Source organism: Halobellus inordinatus (assembly GCF_024464655.1).
Lineage (GTDB): Archaea > Halobacteriota > Halobacteria > Halobacteriales > Haloferacaceae > Haloquadratum > Haloquadratum inordinatus.
Map to the genome: position 1 here is coordinate 186,614 of NZ_JANHAV010000002.1, position 17,478 is coordinate 204,091.

The following is a 17,478-nucleotide window of genomic DNA, read 5'->3' on the forward strand; positions in this document are numbered from 1 at the left end:
TTATTCTGCCGGCTCCGCTTCGACGATGGACTCGCCGTCCTCGTCGAATCGGGCGGCGCGGACGCGGAGCTTGCTCGGGGGCTTCTGCTTGCCGCGTGCCCACACCGTCTCGTTGAGCGAGGGGTCCAGACGGACGTCGTCTTCCTCGACCGAGAAGTGCTTCGCGAGGTGCTCTCGGATCAGAGACATCGCTCGACCCGCGCGCTCGTGGGCGGGGACGACGCTGACGTCTCGGAGCGGTACCGTGATGACGCGCTCTTCGAAGTCGCTGGCGCTCATTCTTACTCGTCCGTGTCACTCCGCCGCCAGTTGCGACGCTTGGGGTTTCGCGTGACTTCCATGTCCGTCTTCATCATCACCCAGGCCGGAACGCGCGTGTTCTGGCGTTCCAGTTTGGCCAGACGCTTCTTCTTGGCCTTCGACTTCTTGCTCATAGTGCTCGTCTGTTTCCCCGGATCGCATAAAATCTTGTTCCTTCGACGCCGCTCGCGTGCGAGCGCCTCACTGCCCCGAACGATGCTGTTTCACTCTGATCTGCCCCGTGCCGAGCTGTCGCCGCCGCGCCGTTTCGAGATATTCAACACCGCCCGTGTCGTCTCTCACGTCAATGCGTAATCTGACTGCCTTCGTCTTTCTGCTCGCGGCCGCCATCTGGGGCACCGCGTTTATGGTGACGAAGGCCGGCCTCGCGTGGATCCCGCCCGCTCTCTTTGCTGCGCTTCGCTTCGACCTGGCTGCGATCGTGCTCTTCGCGCTCGCGACGTGGCGCGGCGATCGGATCCGTCCCCACGGTGCGGAGTGGCGGCCGATTCTGACCGGCGGCGTTCTCCTCATCGGAATCCACCACGCGTTCTTGTTCTCCGGACAGGTGTACGTCGCGAGCGCTGTCGCAGCCGTCCTGCTCGGTCTCATCCCCGTCATCACGCCGACGCTGACGCGGCTGTCGTCGACGCGAGAGCGACTCACGCCGATCGGCGTTGTCGGGGTCGCGCTCGGCTTCATCGGCGTCGTCACCATCGCGAATCCGGATCCGGCCAACCTCGTCGGTGCGGACCTCCTCGGAGTGGTACTCGTGCTCGGTTCGGCGGTCACCTTCGCCGTCGGCGCAGTGCTCACGCACGACGCCGCCGACACGATGCCGATGCTGGCCGAACAGGCGTGGATGATGTTCGTCGGCGCGGTCGTCCTCCACGTGACGAGCGTCGTGCTGCCGTGGGAGTCGGCGGCCGACGTCGTCTGGTCGCTCGAAGCGGTCGTCTCGCTCGGCTACCTCGCCGTCGTCGCGGGCGCGGGCGGATTCGGCCTGTACTTCTGGCTGCTTCGTCGCGTCGGCCCCGTGGAGGTCAGTCTCTTAGAGTACGTCATTCCGATCTTCGCCGCCATCTCGGGGTGGATCGCGCTCGAGGAGCGACTCGCGCCGACGACCGTGCTGGGCTTTGCGATCATCTTCGTCGGGTTCGTACTCGTCAAGCGGACGACGATCCGGAACGAACTCCGGCGGTGGCGAGACGGGACGACGCCGCAGGCGCAGCAGGCCGATTGAGCGCCGGTGATCGCCCAGCCCAGCAGCCGTGATTGTCCAGCCCAGCAGCCGGTGATCGCCCGGCTGCGCAACGCCTCTCCCTCACAACGGGAATGCTTCGACCGTCTCGTACACCGGACCGTCGGAGCGCAGCGTGCTCTCTTTCAATCTGATCTCGTCGACGCGGAACGAGCCGATGTCCGGGTCCGTCTCGCGGACGACCCGCTGCACGAGGTCTTTCCCGCGCGCGTCGTCCATCCGCGCGATGGTGATGTGCGGCGTGAAGTCGTGATCGTCCCCCTCGAACCCGAGCTCGGCCAGTTCGCGCTCGACGGCGCTCTGGAGTCGTCTCGTCTCCGCACCGCCGACACCCTCGCGGACGCCCGCCCAGACCACGCTGATGTAACTCTGTGACGGAAAGACGCCGAAGCCGCCGACCCGAAACTCGAAGGGGTCGACGTCGGCGTCGGCGACCGCGCGCTCCAGTGCTGCTTCGATCTCCTCGATGCGATCCGGGTCCGTCTCGCCGAGGAACTGGAGCGTCAGGTGGGCCTGCTCGGGGTCGACGAAGCGGAGCCCCTCGGCGTCTGCGAACCGCTCTTGTGCGTCCGCGACGGCCGCCGCGAGCCGATCGGGAAGGTCGATGCTGACGAAGAGGCGCATACCTCGGCGTACGCGCTCGGCGATGAAAACGCTCCGCCCGCGAGTGAGATCACAGTGCTCCCGTTCGATTTTTGTTCAGATCGCGGACCGGATCGCGAATTTCGCCCGCTTCGACCGCCGCGAGCGGGAAACTTATGCCCGTACCGCCATCGAGAGAGACACGATGACAGGCGAGGGCTCGGGACGGACCCGAACCGACCGGACGGCACTCGATCCACCGGCGTGGTTCCGCCAGCAGGCAGTCGTCTCTGATCCCGATATCTACGAGACCTTCGCCGACGAGTGGCCCGACTGCTGGCGTCGGGCGGGCGAGTTACTCGACTGGGACGATTTCCCCGAGACGGTCTTCCGCGGCGGGGAGACGCCTCCGTTCGAGTGGTTCCCCGGCGGGACGCTCAACGCTTCGGTCAACTGTGTCGACCGCCACCTTCCCGAGCGCAAGAATCAGCGCGCGCTCGTCTGGGAGGGCCACCTCGGCGACTCCCGGAGCTACACCTACCTCGAACTCCACCGCGAGGTCAACGCCGCGGCGGCGGCCCTGCGCGAACTGGGCGTCGAGGCCGGCGACGTCGTGACGCTGTATCTGCCGATGGTCCCCGAGCTTCCGGTGACAATGCTCGCGTGTGCGCGCCTCGGCGCGATTCACAACGTCGTCTTCGCCGGCTTCTCCGCCGACGCGCTCGCCGAGCGGATGGCCCGCTCTACGTCGGCGTACCTCGTCACCTGCGACGGCTACTACCGCCGCGGCGACGCCATCGCGCAGAAGAACAAAGCCGACAACGCCCGCCTCGCGCTCGATCACGACGTCGACGTCGTGGTCCTCGATCACCTCGGCCAGGGCGTCCATCTCGGTCCGGGCTATCACGACTACGGCGAACTGATCGACGCCCACCGCGGGGACGAGGTCGATCCCGTCTCGCGGGCGGCCTCGGACCCGCTCTTTCAGATCTACACGTCGGGGACGACCGGCGAACCGCGCGGCGTCACGCACACGACCGGCGGCTATCTCGCCCACGTCGCCTGGACCGCGCGCTCCGTGCTCGACATCCGGCCGGAGGATACTCACTGGTGTTCGGCCGACATCGGCTGGATCACGGGCCACTCCTACATCGTCTACGGGCCGCTCGCGCTCGGCACCACGACGATGCTGTACGGCGGCACCGCCGACCACCCGGAGAAGGACCGCCTCTGGGAACTGGTCGACCGCCACGCCGTCGACGTGTTCTACACCGCGCCGACGGCGATTCGCGCGTTTATGAAGTGGGGCGCGGAGTACCCCGGCCGCCACGACCTCTCCAGTCTCAGGCTTCTCGGCAGCGTGGGCGAACCCATCGACGAACCAACCTGGCGCTGGTACCACGAGCACATCGGCGGCGGCGAGTGCCCCGTCGTCGACACCTGGTGGCAGACCGAGACCGGCGCGATCCTCGTCTCGACGCTCCCTGGCGTCGACGCGATGAAACCCGGCGCGGCGGGCAAACCTCTCCCCGGCATCGACGCGGCGGTCGTCGACGGCCGCGGCGAACCAGTCGAACCCGACGAGTCGGGCGAACTCGCGATCACTCGCCCCTGGCCGGGGATGCCGCGCGCCCTCGCGACCGGCACTGACTGGGGGGCACACGACGGCGGCCCCTGGCGTTACTACCCGGAAGACGGCGCTCGCCAGGACGCGGACGGGTACATCACGTTCCTGGGACGCATCGACGAGGCGGTCAACGTCGCCGGCCGCCGGTTCAGCACGATGGAACTGGAGTCGACCATCGTCGGCGTCGCGGGCGTCGCCGAGGCTGCCGTCGTCGGGGCCGACCACGACACCACGGGGACGGCGATCTACGCCTACGTCGCGCCCGAACGCGACGCCGCCGAGTCCGACCTGCGCGGGCGGATCCGGGCGGCGGTCGAAGACGCCATCGGCGGCGTCGCCACCCCCGAGGAGATCGTCTTCACGCCGGATCTCCCCAAGACACGTTCCGGAAAGGTGATGCGCCGACTCCTGCGGGCGGTCGCTAACGACGAGACGCTCGGCGACACCTCCGCGCTTCGCAACCCCGAGATTCTCGGTGAGATCCGGTCTCGAACGCGGGACCGATGACGTTTCGATTACTCGAATAAAGACGAAAACAGATTTTTTCGACGCTATCTACCCAGTAGGGACAGATAGAACATTTAGATCCCGCGACGTCCGAGGTTCTGTCTCGAAAATCCACATCTTTATTTCGCTTTCTTTGAATACGTCGAAACAGAATGTCGCCCCTCGACGCCCGCGAGTACGAGCGCCTCCGTCGGGCCACCCGAACGCATCGCGAGGATCTCGTGCTTCGACTCGGTGGCGAGGTCGGTCTCCGTCCGACGGAGATGACCCAGGTCCGCCTGGGAGACGTCGAATCGCAGGACGGCCACCACTTTCTCGCGGTGCGAAACGGGGACGGAATCACACGCGAGGCGTACCTCCCGACGGACGTCGAGCACGACCTCCGCAAGTACGCTGGCAGCGTCGGCGTCGGCGACGACGACCCTCTGCTGACGGTCTCGCCGCGACGACTCCAGATGCTCGTCGGCGAAGTCTCCGCGCGCGTCGAAGGGGTCGACGTCTCCTCGCGGGACCTCCGCTGGCACTTCGCGGCCGACCTGCTCGACGCCGGCGTGCCACCGCACGTCGTCTGCGCAATCGGGGGCTGGGACCGCTTGGACAGCCTCGAACCGCTGCTCACAGACCCCGACCGCGAGGACGTCGCGGCCGCGTTGGTCGACGACGACGGGTCCGACGTCTCGGCGGAACTCCGCCAGGATGTCGAACTCGCGGCCGACCTCGGAACCGCACTGGTCGGCGCCGCGACGGGGAGAGAAGTCGCCCAGACGGCGTGTGAGCGTCTGGCGGCGGCCGAGGGCATCCGATTCGCGTGGCTCGCCGAACGGACGGGAAACGGGTTCACGTTTCGCGGAGCCGGCGGCATCGACGAGGCCGCTGTCGAGCACGCGCTCGACGAGCACGAAGCGGCCGCCATCGACGCCGTCGAGACGCCGACAGTCGGGGTCGAACAGACCGCGGACGGGCCGCTCGCACTCGTTCCAGTCGTGCGCGAGGGGGCCGCGGCGGGTGTGCTCGCGGTCGGGACCACCGACGCGGTGCGCGAGGACCGTCGGGACGCGCTGGCAGTCCTCGGAACCCAGGTCGGCCACGCCCTCGCGGCCGTCGAGCGAAAGCGCCTCCTGCTCGCAGACACCGTCGTCGAACTCGATTTCCGGTGTCCGACCGAGTCGTCGTTCGTCGCCGACCTCTCGGGGACACTCGAGTGCCACGTGGAACTCTCCGGGATGGTCCCCGTCGGCGGCGGGTCGCTCCTGTACTACCTCGTCGTCGAGGGCGCGGGCGCGGATCCGGTGCTCTCGCACGCTTCGGCGGCCGACGCCGTCGCCGACGCGCGCCTCATCGAGGACTACGGCGACGGAGCCTCCGTCGAGGTCGTCGTGGACGCCTCACCCGCTCTCGCGGCCGTCGAGAGCGGGGCCCGCGTTCGATCGTTGCGCGCCGACGGCGGCGATGCGACGGTTACGGTCGAACTGCCCGGTGAGGCCGACGTCCGCGCGGTCGTCGACGCTGTCACCGACGCGCACCCCTCGGTGTCGCTGGCGGCGAAACAGCAGGCCGACCGCTCTGTCGAGACCGACCAGGGATTCCGCGAGCGCCTGGCTGATCGGCTCTCGGATCGCCAGGCGACGGTTCTCCGGGCGGCGTACCACAGCGGCTACTTCGAGTGGCCTCGCGGCTCGACCGCCGAGGAACTGGCTGATTCGCTCGACGTCTCCTCACCGACGCTTCACAACCACCTCAGAAAGGCCCAGCAGAAGCTTTTGACGGCCTTCTTCGACGAGACGCCGGCCTCTCCGTCGACCGCCGACCGTCGCCGCTGAGTGACGTGTGTTCGTGGCAGCAGACTGACTCTAACAGTAATAATTGGTATAATTAGAGCCTCCGCTTATGTAGGGGTGACCGATTGTGAGTGATAGACTATGGGAAATGATGACGTAGAACTCGAAGCGCGGCTGGCCGAACAGGACGTCTTCGAGCCACCGGCGGAGTTCACCGGTCAGGCCAACGTCTCCGACGAGGGCATCTACGAGGAGTTCGAGGAGAACTGGCCCGAGTGCTGGGAAACTGCGGCGGATCTGCTCGAGTGGGAGACCGGGTACGACACCGTCTTAGACGATTCGACCCCGCCGTTCTACGAGTGGTTCACCGGCGGCGAACTCAACGCCTCGGCGAACTGTCTCGATCGGCACCTCGCAGACCGCGGTGACGAGGCCGCCATCGAGTGGGTGGGCGAACCCGTCGACGAGGAGAATCGCACCTACACCTACGAGGAACTCCACCGGGAGGTCAACGAGTTCGCGGCTTCCCTCCGCGACCTCGGCGTCGGCGAGGACGACGTCGTCACGATGTACATGCCGATGGTGCCGGAGCTGCCGATCGCGATGCTGGCGTGTGCGCGGATCGGCGCGCCGCACTCGGTCGTCTTCGCCGGTTTCTCGGCGGACGCGCTCGCGACCCGGATGAACGCCGCGGACTCGGAGTATCTGGTCACCTGCGACGGCTACTACCGCCGCGGCGACCCCCTCGACCACCTCCAGAAAGCCAATCAGGGCCTCGGTTCGGTCGAACATCCGGTCTCGGACGTCGTGGTCGTCGACCGTCTCGGCCCGAACGGCGACGACTTCGGTCACGACCTCGCAGACAACCAGCACGACTACGACGACCTCGTCGCCGCCCACGAGGGGGCAGCGGTCGATCCCGTCGCCCGCGACGCCGAGGATATGCTGTTCCTGATGTACACCTCGGGAACGACCGGCCAGCCGAAAGGCGTCAAGCACACGACCGGCGGCTACCTCGCGTGGTCGGCCTGGACCTCGCAGGCCGTCCTCGACATCGAACCGGATGACACCTACTTCTGCTCGGCCGACATCGGCTGGATCACGGGTCACTCCTACATCGTCTACGGGCCGCTCGCGCTCGGCACCACGACGATGATGTACGAGGGGACGCCGGACCACCCCGAGCGCGACCGCCTGTGGCAGATCATCGAGGACTACGAGGCGACGCAACTGTACACTGCGCCGACGGCGATTCGCGCGTTTATGAAGTGGGGCACGGAGTACCCCGACCGCCACGACCTGTCGAGTCTGCGTCTCCTGGGGACGGTCGGCGAGCCGATCAACCCCCGCGCCTGGAAGTGGTACTACCAACATATCGGCGACGGCGAGTGCCCCGTCGTCGACACGTGGTGGCAGACCGAAACCGGCGGGATGATGGTCACGACCCTACCCGGCATCAAGGATATGAAACCCGGTTCTGCGGGGCCGCCGCTGCCGGGACTCGACGTACAGATCGTCGATACCAACGGCGACGAGATCGACGCGGGCCGCGCGGGCTACCTGACGGTGCAGAAACCGTGGCCCGGGATGCTTCGGACCCTGTATAAGAACGACGAGCGATACATCGAGGAGTACTGGGCAGAGTACTCCGACACCGACAGCGACGACCCCGACGACTGGGTGTACTTCCCGGAGGACGGCGCGAAGATCGACGAGGACGGCTACATCACCGTTCTGGGCCGCGTCGACGACGTGATCAACGTCTCCGGCCATCGGCTCGGAACGATGGAGATCGAATCCGCCATCGTCGGCGTCGAGGGCGTCGCCGAGGCCGCGGTCGTCGGCGGCGACCACGAGGTGAAAGGCGAAGCCGTCTACGCCTACGTCATCACCGAGGAGAGCCACGAGGGCGATGCGGACCTGCGCGAGCGGATCATCGCTGGCGTCGAAGACGCAATCGGACCGATCGCGCGCCCCGAAGAAGTGATTTTCACGCCCGAACTCCCGAAGACTCGCTCGGGGAAGATTATGCGGCGACTGCTGGAAGACATCGCCAACGGTGCGGAACTCGGCGACACCTCGACCCTTCGGAACCCCGAGATCGTCGAGGAGATTCGCGCGAGCGTCCAGGACTGAGCACGATGAGCCACGATATATTTCGAAGCCAATTATGATAGATAATCCCGGACACGAACAGGACGAGACCCGATCCGACGACGCGGACGGACGCATCGCAACTGACGGCGGGGTCGACACCGACGCCGACGTCGACTATCTGGAGGCCGAAGTCAACCTCCTGAAGCCGAGCACGCCCTTTATGCGCGACCACCTCAAGCAGGTCTGGGCGGGCTTCATCGCCTGGGTGATCCTCACCTGGGGGCCGGTGACGGCGACGTATCTGGCGCCCGAAGTGATGACTCAGCCGATTCCGGTCCTCAACTTCCCGGCGCACTACTTCTCGGTGGCGTTCCTCGCGCCGACGAGTTCGCTGGTGCTCGCGTACCTCTACTCCCGGAGCCGGGACAAACTCGACGAGAAGTACGGTATCGACCACTCCACCGCGGCGGTCGAGTCACAGGACGACGTCGACGCCGACGCGGCGGCGACCGACGGAGGTGAACCCCGATGAGTTCGCTTCTGGGACTCGCGCTGCAGTCGGGCGATCTGCTTCCCGAGGCGCTCGACATCTCGTTCAAGCCGATTCCGGCCGTGATGGTCGTCGCGATGCTTGCGCTGTTCCTCGTGGTCGGCTACCTGTTCAAGGTCGCCGACACCGAGGGTATGTGGGTCGCCGGCCGCTCGATCGGGAACATCGAGAACGGGATGGCGATCGGCGCGAACTGGATGTCCGCGGCGTCGTTCCTCGGCTTAGCCGGGTTGGTGGCGCTGTCGGGCTTCTACGGCCTCGCGTTCATCATCGGCTGGACGGCGGGCTACTTCGTGCTCCTCATCTTCCTCGCGGCGCAGATGCGTCGCTTCGGGAAGTACACCGCGCCCGACTTCGTCGGCGACCGCTTCAACTCCGACACCGCACGCGCCCTCGGCGCGGCGACGACGATCCTCATCGGCTTCGTCTACTCGGTCGGTCAGGCGCGCGGGATGGGCCTCGTCGGCCTCTACGTCTTCGGGACCGACTACGTGACGATGGTCGTCGTGATGATGGGCATCACGGTCGCGTACCTGACCCTCTCGGGGATGATGGGCGCGACGAAGAATATGGCCGTCCAGTACGTCATCCTCATCGTCGCGTTCCTCGTGGCGGTCTACGTCGTCGGCATCGTCAACGGCTACTCGACGTTCCTGCCGCAGATCGAGTACGGGGCGCTCATCAACGACCTCAACACCGAGTTCTCCGAGCCCTTCGTGAACGCCTCGTTCTTCCTGTGGATCGCGACCGCGTTCTCGCTGGTCTTCGGGACCTGCGGCTTGCCACACGTCCTCGTTCGCTTCTACACGGTCGAAAACGAGCGGACCGCTCGCCACTCCACCGTCTGGGGACTGTTCTTCATTATGCTGCTGTACTGGGGCGCGCCGGCGCTTGCGGCCTTCGGCGTCGACCTCTACGACGCCTCCCAGTACGGCCCGACGTACGCCGCTTCGGGCGGAATGTCCGGCGGCGAGGGTGACCTCATCGTCGTGCTCGCGGCGCAGCTCTCGAACCTCCCGACCTGGTTCGTCGGCCTCGTCGCCGCCGGCGGCATCGCCGCCGCAATCGCGACGACCGCCGGACTGTTCATCACGGCGTCCTCTGCGGTTTCACACGACATCTACACCAACATCATCAACCCCGACGCGACCCAGCGCGAGCAGGTGCTGGTCGGCCGCGGCACGATCGTGCTCCTCGGTATCATCGTCACGATCACGGCGCTGGACCCGCCGGCGCTCATCGGCCAGCTCGTCGCGCTGGCGTTCTCGCTCGCGGCGATCGTTCTCTTCCCGATGTTCTTCCTCGGGCTCTGGTGGGAGAACACCAACCGCGCGGGCGCGCTCGCCGGGATGAGCTTCGGCCTGCTACTGTGGATCGCGGCCGTCGTCAACGACCTCATCCTCCCCTTCAGCCAGGCCTTCGGCGACGTCGTCCCCGCGATCGGCGCGGCGCTGGTCGGCACGCCGCTGGTCTTCGCGATCACGATCGTGGTCTCGCTCCTCACCGAGGAGCCGCCGGAGTCCACGAAGCGGCTGGTCCGGCAGTGTCACAGCCCGAAACCGATGTCTCGCACCGAGAGCGCAGAAGACGTTGCGGCGACCGACGGGGGCCAGACCCCCGCTGATGACTGATGTACGACAACATTCTCGTTCCGACCGACGGAAGCGACACCTCCGAGGTCGCGGTCGCCCACGCGATCGACCTCGCTGAGAAGTACGACGCCACGCTGCACGCGCTCTACGTCATCGACGTCGACGCCACGAGCTACTCGCTGGGGACCGAACAGGTCGACCGGCTCCGCCAGGGCCACCTCGACGAGATGCCGGAAGTGAAAGCGAGCGCCGACGCCGCGACCGGCCACGTCGCTGAGATGGCCGCCGAACGCGGGCTCACCGTCGAGGAACACGTCCGGGCCGGCCAGCCCGCTCGGGCGATCCGAAAGTTCGTCGACGAGAACGAGATCGGCCTCGTCGTGATGGGCTCGCACGGCCGCTCGGGCCTCTCGCGGGCGCTGCTCGGCAGCGTCGCCGAGAAGGTCCTGCGTGAGACGCAGGTCCCCGTGTTAGTCGTCGACGAGCACGGCGAGGACTGAGCGGCAGCCTCACGCGCGACGCCGTTCTTCCTCGTCCGTCCACCTACTGTTCGTCCTCTCACTGACTCCGGGTGCGCATCGCTCCCCACCGCAACCCCGTGACGCAGTCCTTAACCGTCCTGACCGCAAATTAGGCGGTATGACAAACGGCGAGCGAGACGACCACGAGTTCTCCTCGGGCCAGGGGTTCGACGAGGACTACGAGGAGTTCACCCTCGACCCGCCGGAGCTGAAGGTCGATCCGACGAAGGTCGATCCCGTGGACAGCCGCGTCGTCACGGACGAACTCGACCGGCGAAACATCGCCTCAGATCAGGTCGACGTCGAACAGCTCGTCGACGTCGGGCTCTCGTATATGCAGATCAACCGCTTCGAGGAGGCGACCGAGACGTTCGAGCGCGCGGCGCGCTTCGCCGACGAGGACTCCCTCGAAGCCCAGGAGGCGTGGGTTAACAAGGGCGCAGCGCACGCCGAATTGGAGGAGTGGGACGAAGCCATCGGCTCCTACCGCGAGGCGCTCCGCATCGACGACGACTCCGAACACGCGGCCTCCGCCGAGACGAACCTCGCGTACGCGCTCTGGAACGCCGGCGAGATCGAAGAGGCACTGCGCCACGCCGAGCGCGCGGTCGAGATCGACCCGCGCTTCCCGCAGGCGTGGTACAACCGCGGCTTCTTCCTCCGCGAACGCGGCCTGAACGAGGAGGCCGTCAACGCCTTCGACAACGCGATCCGACTGGGAATGCGCACTGCCGACGTGCTCGAAGAGAAGGCGGCCGCGCTCGAAGAACTCGGGCAGGACGAAGAGGCCGAACAGGCCCAACAGCAGGCCGACGAACTGCGGCAGGAACGCGAACAAGAGATGCTGCAACAGCAACAACAGAACCGGTGATGCTCCTTCGCGAACGACAGACACCGGAAGGACTGCTCGTCTCCGTTTGCGACCCGGAGTGTCTGGGCGAGACCTACACCGAAGGCGACATCTCTCTGGAGGTAACGGAGGCGTTCTACGGCGGCGACGAGGCCGCCGAGGCCGACGAAGCCACTGTCGTCGATAGTCTCACGCGGGCCAGCGTGGCCAACATCGTCGGCGAGCGCGCGGTCTCCGTCGCTGTCGACGCCGGTATCGTCGACGAGGAGCGCGTACTCGACGTCGACGGGACGCTTCACGCGCAACTCCTCTGGATGTGACGCGGCTAGCCCGCCGTTCCTGGCCGGGGGAACGCTATCGTGACGACGCTGCCTCTCGGCTCGTTCTCCTCGAAGCGGAGCGTTCCGTCGGCGCGCCCGACGATGAGTTTCACGAGCCACAGCCCGAGGCCGCTGCCGTGGAGTAGTGGTTCGATCTCCGACTCGCCGGTCAGGACCGCGCGCTCCATCTCCGGAATACCCGGGCCGTCGTCGGCCACTTGCACCTGAACCGTGTCCGGGAGGTTCCGGACCCGGACCTCGATAGCCGGCCTCTCCCGGTCGGAGTGGGTCACTGCGTTCTGTAATAGCTCTTTGAGCGCACGCCCCACCGCACCGACGACGACCTCCACGCGCTGTTCTGGTAACTCGGTCGTGATAGTTGCCGCCGGATGCGACTTCCGCACCGACGACGTGATCTGCTGTGCAACTGTGGCGAGGTCGACCGCTTCCATCGCGGGCGGGTCCGAAAGCACCTTGGTGATCGCCCGTTCTTTCGACGCCATCTGCGTCAACTGATCGCTGTTCGCGCGGATCTTGGCCGCCGACTCCTGGATAAAGGGATCTGTCGTCCGATCCTGGATCGACTCGGCGTACCCGCTGACAATGTTCATTTTGTTGTTGAGGTTGTGTCTGAGGACCCGATCGAGCACCTGTAACTGCTGTTCTCGATCTTTCAGCTCGCTTATGTCCCGGATCAACGCGACAACGCCGATGACCGTTCCGTCGTCGTCTTCGAGCGGGAAGACGACGCTCCGAACCGGGCGTCGTTCCCCGTCGGAAGTCGTCTGATGCTCGAATTCGACTCGCTCGCCGGCGAGCGCTCGCTCCATCTGCGGGGCGATTTCCGTCGCCACGGACTCCTCGAGCGCCTCCGAGAGCGGCGCTCCGCGTGCGTCGCCGTCGAGGCCGTGAAACGATCGAAACCCGCTGTTCGCGAAGAGGACTCGGTGGTCCGTGTCGACGGCGACGATCCAGTCCGTCGAACTCTCGACCGCGTATTCGTACTGCTTGAGCTTCCGGCGCCGCTCCTTGCGCTCGGTGATGTCGCGCATCGTCGCCACGATACCGACGACCTCGCCGTAGTCGGACCTGAGTGGATAATACCGGATGTCGAAGTGGTGGTCGTCGCCATCGGGATCCTGGCGGACCATCTCGTACTGGTGCGTCTCGCCCTCGAATACGGCGTCGAGTCGCGGGTCGATCTCCGCGAACTGTTCGGGTCCGAGAACTTCTTCCAGCGTGGTGGTGCCGATATCGTCGTCGCTGAGGCCGTGAAACTCGCGGTAGCGCTTGTTCGCGAAGAGGAGTCGGTGTTCTGTGTCCGCCGCGGCCAGGAGGTCCGTCGCCTGTTCGACGGCGCGCTCGTACTGTTTGAGCGTCCGCTCTCGCTCCTTGCGTTCGGTGATGTCACGCTGATTGACAATGACCCCCTCGACGTTGGGGTCGGCGAGGCGGTTCGTCCCGTAGCTTTCGATCCATACCCACTCCCCGTCGGCGTCCCGTATCCGGAACTCGGCGCGTGGCCCTCTCCCCGTCGTCGTCAGTACCGTCTGGAGTTGATCGGCAACGCGTTCGCGGTCCCGCGGATGAATGTACTCGAGTGGATTTTCACCGATCAGTTCGTCCTGACTGTATCCGAGAATGTCTTCCACTGCCGGGCTGTTGTACTGGATCCGCCCGTTTTCGTCGAGGAGGGTGATGAGGTCGGAGGACTGCTCGGTGAACGCTTTGAACCGTTCGAGCTCCCGTTCGTACCGCTTCTTCTCGCTGACGTCTTGGACGTACGCGACGAACCGGTCGTCGCCGAGCGACATCGTATCGAGGAGGACGTCGATCCTCCGCCCGTCCGCGTGCACCAACTGATGCTCGCCCCGGGCGTGCCCCGTTTCTTTGACCTTCGCGAACGACGAGGGGATCGCGGCCCCTTCGGGAAGGTCAGTAACGTCTTCGATCGATAGCGAGAGCAGTTCTTCCCGTTCGCGTCCCACCATCTCGCAGGCCACTGGGTTGGCGTCGACGAACTCACCGGCGGCGTCGGTCACGAACACTCCGATCGGGGACTCCTCGAAGTAGGCTCGGTACGGCTCTCCCTCCCCGTCGGTGTTCATATCCCGTCTTTCATCTGTGCGTATAAATTAAATTGGCCCTGTTCCCCAGAAAATTACCGGTTCGCCCGGTGGTGTGGCCGAATGCAACCCCTCCCGAAATCGCGTTCGATGTATCGACACGTCTTGTCGAGGGTACCGTCCTTGTCGTGGGAGATTGGTCCCAGATCGTGATAGCCGAAGTATCAATTAATTAACCGTGATACCGTATCGGTTCGTATGAGCGAAACAACAGAAACCGAGGTTCACGACATTCTCGTCCCGACCGACGGGAGCAAGGCGGCGATGGAGGCCGCGAGGCAAGCGATCGACCTGGCGAAAAAGAACGACGCAGCGGTCCACGCGATGTACGTGATGGATATGGGCGACGCCGCCTTCGTGGCGGTCCCGAGCGACATCGCGCAAACGCGGAAGCGACTGGAAAAGAAGGGACGAGGCTTCACGGACGACATCTCGGAGCTGGCCGCCGAGGCGGGCGTCGACTGCGTCACCGTCGTGAAGTCGGGCATTCCGGAGGAAGAGATCATCGAGTACGCCGAAGACGAGGGCGTCGACCTCATCGTCATCGGAAAGCGCGGTCGCTCGGACCCGGACAAGCCCCTCATCGGGTCGACGACGAACCGCGTTCTGGGCCGGACGGAGGTCCCCGTCCGCGTCGTCTAACCGAGCCGCGGGCAGCGAGCCGTCGACTCATTTATTTAAACACACAGAACCGCTACTTGCGTTCTCAACAAGGCCATTAGATTGGTTCTTCGCCCACTTGCGACGGTTGTAACCCGGCTTACGACCCCGGCGGGCGGACATTCACGCTAGGTGGCACCGACTCGGAGTCACTGGAGATAGCCGAGGTCGCTGAGCCGCTCTTCGAGGTCGTCGTCGCCCTCGGCGGCGTCTTGCAGCTGATCGATGTCGTTCTTGTACACGTCGAGCAACTGTAGCGCCGTTCGGAGCTTGTAGTGCACTTCGGTGTCGTCAGTGTTCTCCAACGCTCCGCGGAGAAGCGTCCGGACGGTCTCGATCGTTTCGTCGGTCATCGTGCAGAACCGACGAACACACGATAATAAGTATTATCTTTTTGAGCTATTCGCCCGATGTCTAGACGCCCACGCACCGCAGTTTCTGAATATCCCACAGAGCAGAACGCAAACACCTATTTTGTGGTCGAACGTTTATTCTAGTACACGTCCGAAAACGAATCTTCTGCCGCATCGCCCGCAACTATATAGCGTTTGCACGTCTTCACGCACCTAATCGCACGCAGTCGTGCGATTGGCTGTGTAGTCAGTTGCAAACGCTACTATAGTGGAGCGAATCGTCTCCGAACGCATCTCGTGGCAGCGACCGCCCGGACCGAAGCCGTGTTAGTGCTGGGACGCTAACGGGTCTTCAATGGGAACGCAGGAAACGTATCCAGTCGACGTCGCGTTGATTCGCGAGGACTTCCCCATCCTCGATCGGAAGGTCGGCGGCGACATCGAGACGCCGGGTGAGGGCCCGGACGACACCCGTCCGCTCGTCTACCTCGACAACGCGGCGACGAGTCAGACGCCGAAATCCGTCGTCGAGAGCATCGTCGATTACTACTACGGCTACAACTCGAACGTCCATCGCGGGATTCACCACCTGAGTCAGGAGGCCTCGGTGGCCTACGAGAACGCTCACGACCGCGTCGCGGAGTTCATCGGCGCCGCGGGACGAGAAGAGATCGTTTTCACGAAGAACACCACCGAATCGATGAACCTCGTCGCCTACGCGTGGGGACTCGCCGAACTCGGGCCGGGCGACACGGTCGTCCTGACCGAGATGGAACATCACGCCTCGCTCGTCACCTGGCAACAGATCGCCAAGAAGACGGGCGCGAGCGTCGAGTACATCCGCGTCGACGACGCCGGTCGATTGGATATGGACCACGCGGCCGAACTGATCGACGACTCGACCGCGATGGTCTCCGTCGTGCACGTCTCGAACACGCTCGGGACGGTCACGCCGGTCGCCGAACTGGCCGATCTGGCCCACGACCACGGCGCGTACATCTTCGTCGACGGCGCGCAGTCCGTCCCGACGCGACCAGTCGACGTCGGAGATATCGACGCCGACTTCTTCGCCTTCTCGGGGCACAAGATGCTCGGGCCGACAGGGATCGGCGTCCTATACGGGAAAGAACACATCCTCGAAGAGATGCAGCCGTACCTCTACGGCGGCGAGATGATCCGAAGCGTCACCTACGAGGACTCGACGTGGGAGGACCTCCCCTGGAAGTTCGAGGCGGGCACACCCGTCATCGCACAGGGCATCGGCCTCCACGCCGCGATCGACTACCTCGACGACATCGGAATGGAACGCGTCCAGGCCCACGAGGAACTGCTCGCGGAGTACGCCTACGACGAACTGTCGGCGTTCGACGACGTCGAGATATACGGCCCGCCGGGCGACGAGCGCGGTGGTCTCGTCGCGTTCAACCTCGAGAACGTCCACGCACACGACCTCTCTAGCATCCTCAACGACCACGGCGTCGCGATCCGCGCCGGCGACCACTGTACCCAGCCGCTGCACGACAAACTCGGCGTTCCGGCCTCGACCCGCGCGTCTTTCTACATCTACAACACGAAAGAAGAGATCGACGCGCTCGTCGACGCCGTCGACGACGCCCGACAGCTCTTCGCCTGACCTCGCGTTACGTCTGCTCTCTCCCCGCTCGCTTCTCCCGTGCTCCGTATTCCGCTCGAACTCGCTGTCTCAGCTCGAATCTACCTCTCCAGAAGCACTTTGTGACTGAGTGTCAATTCACCGGCACCGATGTCCACAGTCGCCCGATTCCTCGTCGACACGATCCGGCAGACGCTCTTCGAGTTCGCCGACGGACTTCGGCAGGCCGCGCCGACGATCCTGACGGGGCTCGTCTTCCTCGCGATCGCGTACGTCGGGATCCGGGTTCTCACCGGCGTCCTCCGCCGCACGCTCGACGCCGTCTATCCGGACGACCAGCGCCTCGTCGTCGACCTCGGCGTGACCATCGTGAGCGTGTTCCTGTGGTTCGGAGCGGCGCTGACGCTGCTGAAGATCTTCGGGATGGGCGAGATCGCCGCGAGTCTCGGCACTGCCGCCGGCTTCGTCGCACTTGGCGTCTCCTACGCGCTCTCGAATATGATCGCCGACACCGTCGCCGGCGTCTATCTCCTCAGAGATCCGGACTTCAACCCCGGTGACGAAGTGAAGTCAGATCCCGTTACGGGGACGGTGGAAGCCATCGAACTGCGGAAGACCCGGTTCCGGAACGGCGACGGCGACACCATCGTCGTGGCGAACCGGGACGTCGAAAAGAAGTGGACGCGCCTCATCGCTTCTGCGGACGAGTGATGCGCTCGCGACCGACTGCGGCTGCACGTCC

The 17,478-nt window shown here is 65.3% G+C and carries 17 protein-coding genes; 12 read left to right on the forward strand and 5 right to left on the reverse strand.

Going from position 1 to position 17,478, the window contains the following annotated elements; all coding sequences use genetic code 11:
• Complete coding sequence (locus NO347_RS05235; protein WP_121568711.1) at positions 1 to 279, reverse strand: 50S ribosomal protein L31e; 279 nt, start codon at positions 277 to 279, stop codon at positions 1 to 3.
• A gap of 2 nt (positions 280 to 281) precedes the next feature.
• A complete protein-coding gene (locus tag NO347_RS05240; RefSeq protein WP_049985609.1) occupies positions 282 to 434 on the reverse strand; it encodes a 50S ribosomal protein L39e in 153 nt (50 codons plus the stop codon).
• Between the two features lie 173 nt (positions 435 to 607).
• On the opposite strand from NO347_RS05240, the gene NO347_RS05245 reads away from it, so the two are divergent.
• Positions 608 to 1,543, forward strand: coding sequence for a DMT family transporter (locus tag NO347_RS05245; RefSeq protein WP_256288601.1), 936 nt, complete (start codon positions 608 to 610; stop codon positions 1,541 to 1,543).
• A gap of 81 nt (positions 1,544 to 1,624) precedes the next feature.
• Here the strand turns inward: NO347_RS05245 and thpR are convergent, their stop codons facing one another.
• The gene (thpR, locus tag NO347_RS05250; protein ID WP_256288602.1) at positions 1,625 to 2,185 is read right to left on the reverse strand and encodes an RNA 2',3'-cyclic phosphodiesterase; all 561 of its coding nucleotides are present in this window, start codon (positions 2,183 to 2,185) and stop codon (positions 1,625 to 1,627) included.
• 163 nt (positions 2,186 to 2,348) lie between these two features.
• Here thpR and NO347_RS05255 point away from each other — a divergent pair, with 163 nt between their 5' ends.
• The 8 genes from NO347_RS05255 (at position 2,349) to NO347_RS05290 (ending at position 11,985) form a co-directional block, all read left to right on the forward strand.
• The gene (locus NO347_RS05255) at positions 2,349 to 4,277 is read left to right on the forward strand and encodes an acetate--CoA ligase (RefSeq protein WP_256288603.1); all 1,929 of its coding nucleotides are present in this window, start codon (positions 2,349 to 2,351) and stop codon (positions 4,275 to 4,277) included.
• 152 nt (positions 4,278 to 4,429) lie between these two features.
• A complete protein-coding gene (locus NO347_RS05260; protein ID WP_256288604.1) occupies positions 4,430 to 6,097 on the forward strand; it encodes a bacterio-opsin activator domain-containing protein in 1,668 nt (555 codons plus the stop codon).
• A gap of 99 nt (positions 6,098 to 6,196) precedes the next feature.
• Positions 6,197 to 8,191, forward strand: a complete 1,995-nt coding sequence (acs, locus tag NO347_RS05265; protein WP_256288605.1) for an acetate--CoA ligase — start codon at positions 6,197 to 6,199, stop codon at positions 8,189 to 8,191.
• A gap of 34 nt (positions 8,192 to 8,225) precedes the next feature.
• On the forward strand, positions 8,226 to 8,684 hold the full coding sequence (locus NO347_RS05270) for a DUF4212 domain-containing protein (protein ID WP_256288606.1): 459 nt from the start codon (positions 8,226 to 8,228) through the stop codon (positions 8,682 to 8,684).
• Entirely contained in the window at positions 8,681 to 10,333 is a 1,653-nt protein-coding gene (locus NO347_RS05275; RefSeq protein WP_121568704.1) for a VC_2705 family sodium/solute symporter, read from the forward strand. The genes NO347_RS05270 and NO347_RS05275 overlap by 4 nt, the downstream gene beginning before the upstream one ends.
• Positions 10,333 to 10,794: a universal stress protein gene (locus NO347_RS05280; RefSeq protein WP_256288607.1), complete on the forward strand. Its 462-nt coding sequence runs from the start codon at positions 10,333 to 10,335 to the stop codon at positions 10,792 to 10,794. The genes NO347_RS05275 and NO347_RS05280 overlap by 1 nt, the downstream gene beginning before the upstream one ends.
• Before the next feature lie 139 nt (positions 10,795 to 10,933).
• Positions 10,934 to 11,686 (forward strand): tetratricopeptide repeat protein, encoded by a 753-nt coding sequence (locus NO347_RS05285; RefSeq protein ID WP_256288608.1) that lies wholly within the window; start codon positions 10,934 to 10,936, stop codon positions 11,684 to 11,686.
• Positions 11,686 to 11,985, forward strand: coding sequence for a DUF424 domain-containing protein (locus NO347_RS05290; protein WP_256288609.1), 300 nt, complete (start codon positions 11,686 to 11,688; stop codon positions 11,983 to 11,985). Before NO347_RS05285 ends, NO347_RS05290 begins: the two co-directional genes overlap by 1 nt.
• Before the next feature lie 5 nt (positions 11,986 to 11,990).
• Here NO347_RS05290 and NO347_RS05295 read toward each other — a convergent pair whose 3' ends face one another.
• Complete coding sequence (locus NO347_RS05295) at positions 11,991 to 14,093, reverse strand: PAS domain S-box protein (RefSeq protein WP_256288610.1); 2,103 nt, start codon at positions 14,091 to 14,093, stop codon at positions 11,991 to 11,993.
• Positions 14,094 to 14,309: 216 nt separating this feature from the next.
• Between NO347_RS05295 and NO347_RS05300 the strand changes: the two genes are divergently transcribed.
• Positions 14,310 to 14,753, forward strand: coding sequence for a universal stress protein (locus NO347_RS05300; protein ID WP_256288611.1), 444 nt, complete (start codon positions 14,310 to 14,312; stop codon positions 14,751 to 14,753).
• Positions 14,754 to 14,920: 167 nt separating this feature from the next.
• Here the strand turns inward: NO347_RS05300 and NO347_RS05305 are convergent, their stop codons facing one another.
• Positions 14,921 to 15,124: a hypothetical protein gene (locus NO347_RS05305; protein ID WP_256288612.1), complete on the reverse strand. Its 204-nt coding sequence runs from the start codon at positions 15,122 to 15,124 to the stop codon at positions 14,921 to 14,923.
• Positions 15,125 to 15,479: 355 nt separating this feature from the next.
• Between NO347_RS05305 and sufS the strand changes: the two genes are divergently transcribed.
• Together sufS and NO347_RS05315 are read left to right on the forward strand one after the other, a co-directional pair.
• A complete protein-coding gene (gene sufS / locus NO347_RS05310) occupies positions 15,480 to 16,757 on the forward strand; it encodes a bifunctional cysteine desulfurase/selenocysteine lyase SufS (RefSeq protein ID WP_256288613.1) in 1,278 nt (425 codons plus the stop codon).
• Positions 16,758 to 16,886: 129 nt separating this feature from the next.
• On the forward strand, positions 16,887 to 17,447 hold the full coding sequence (locus tag NO347_RS05315) for a mechanosensitive ion channel family protein (protein WP_256288614.1): 561 nt from the start codon (positions 16,887 to 16,889) through the stop codon (positions 17,445 to 17,447).
• The last annotated feature ends 31 nt before the right edge of the window (positions 17,448 to 17,478 follow it).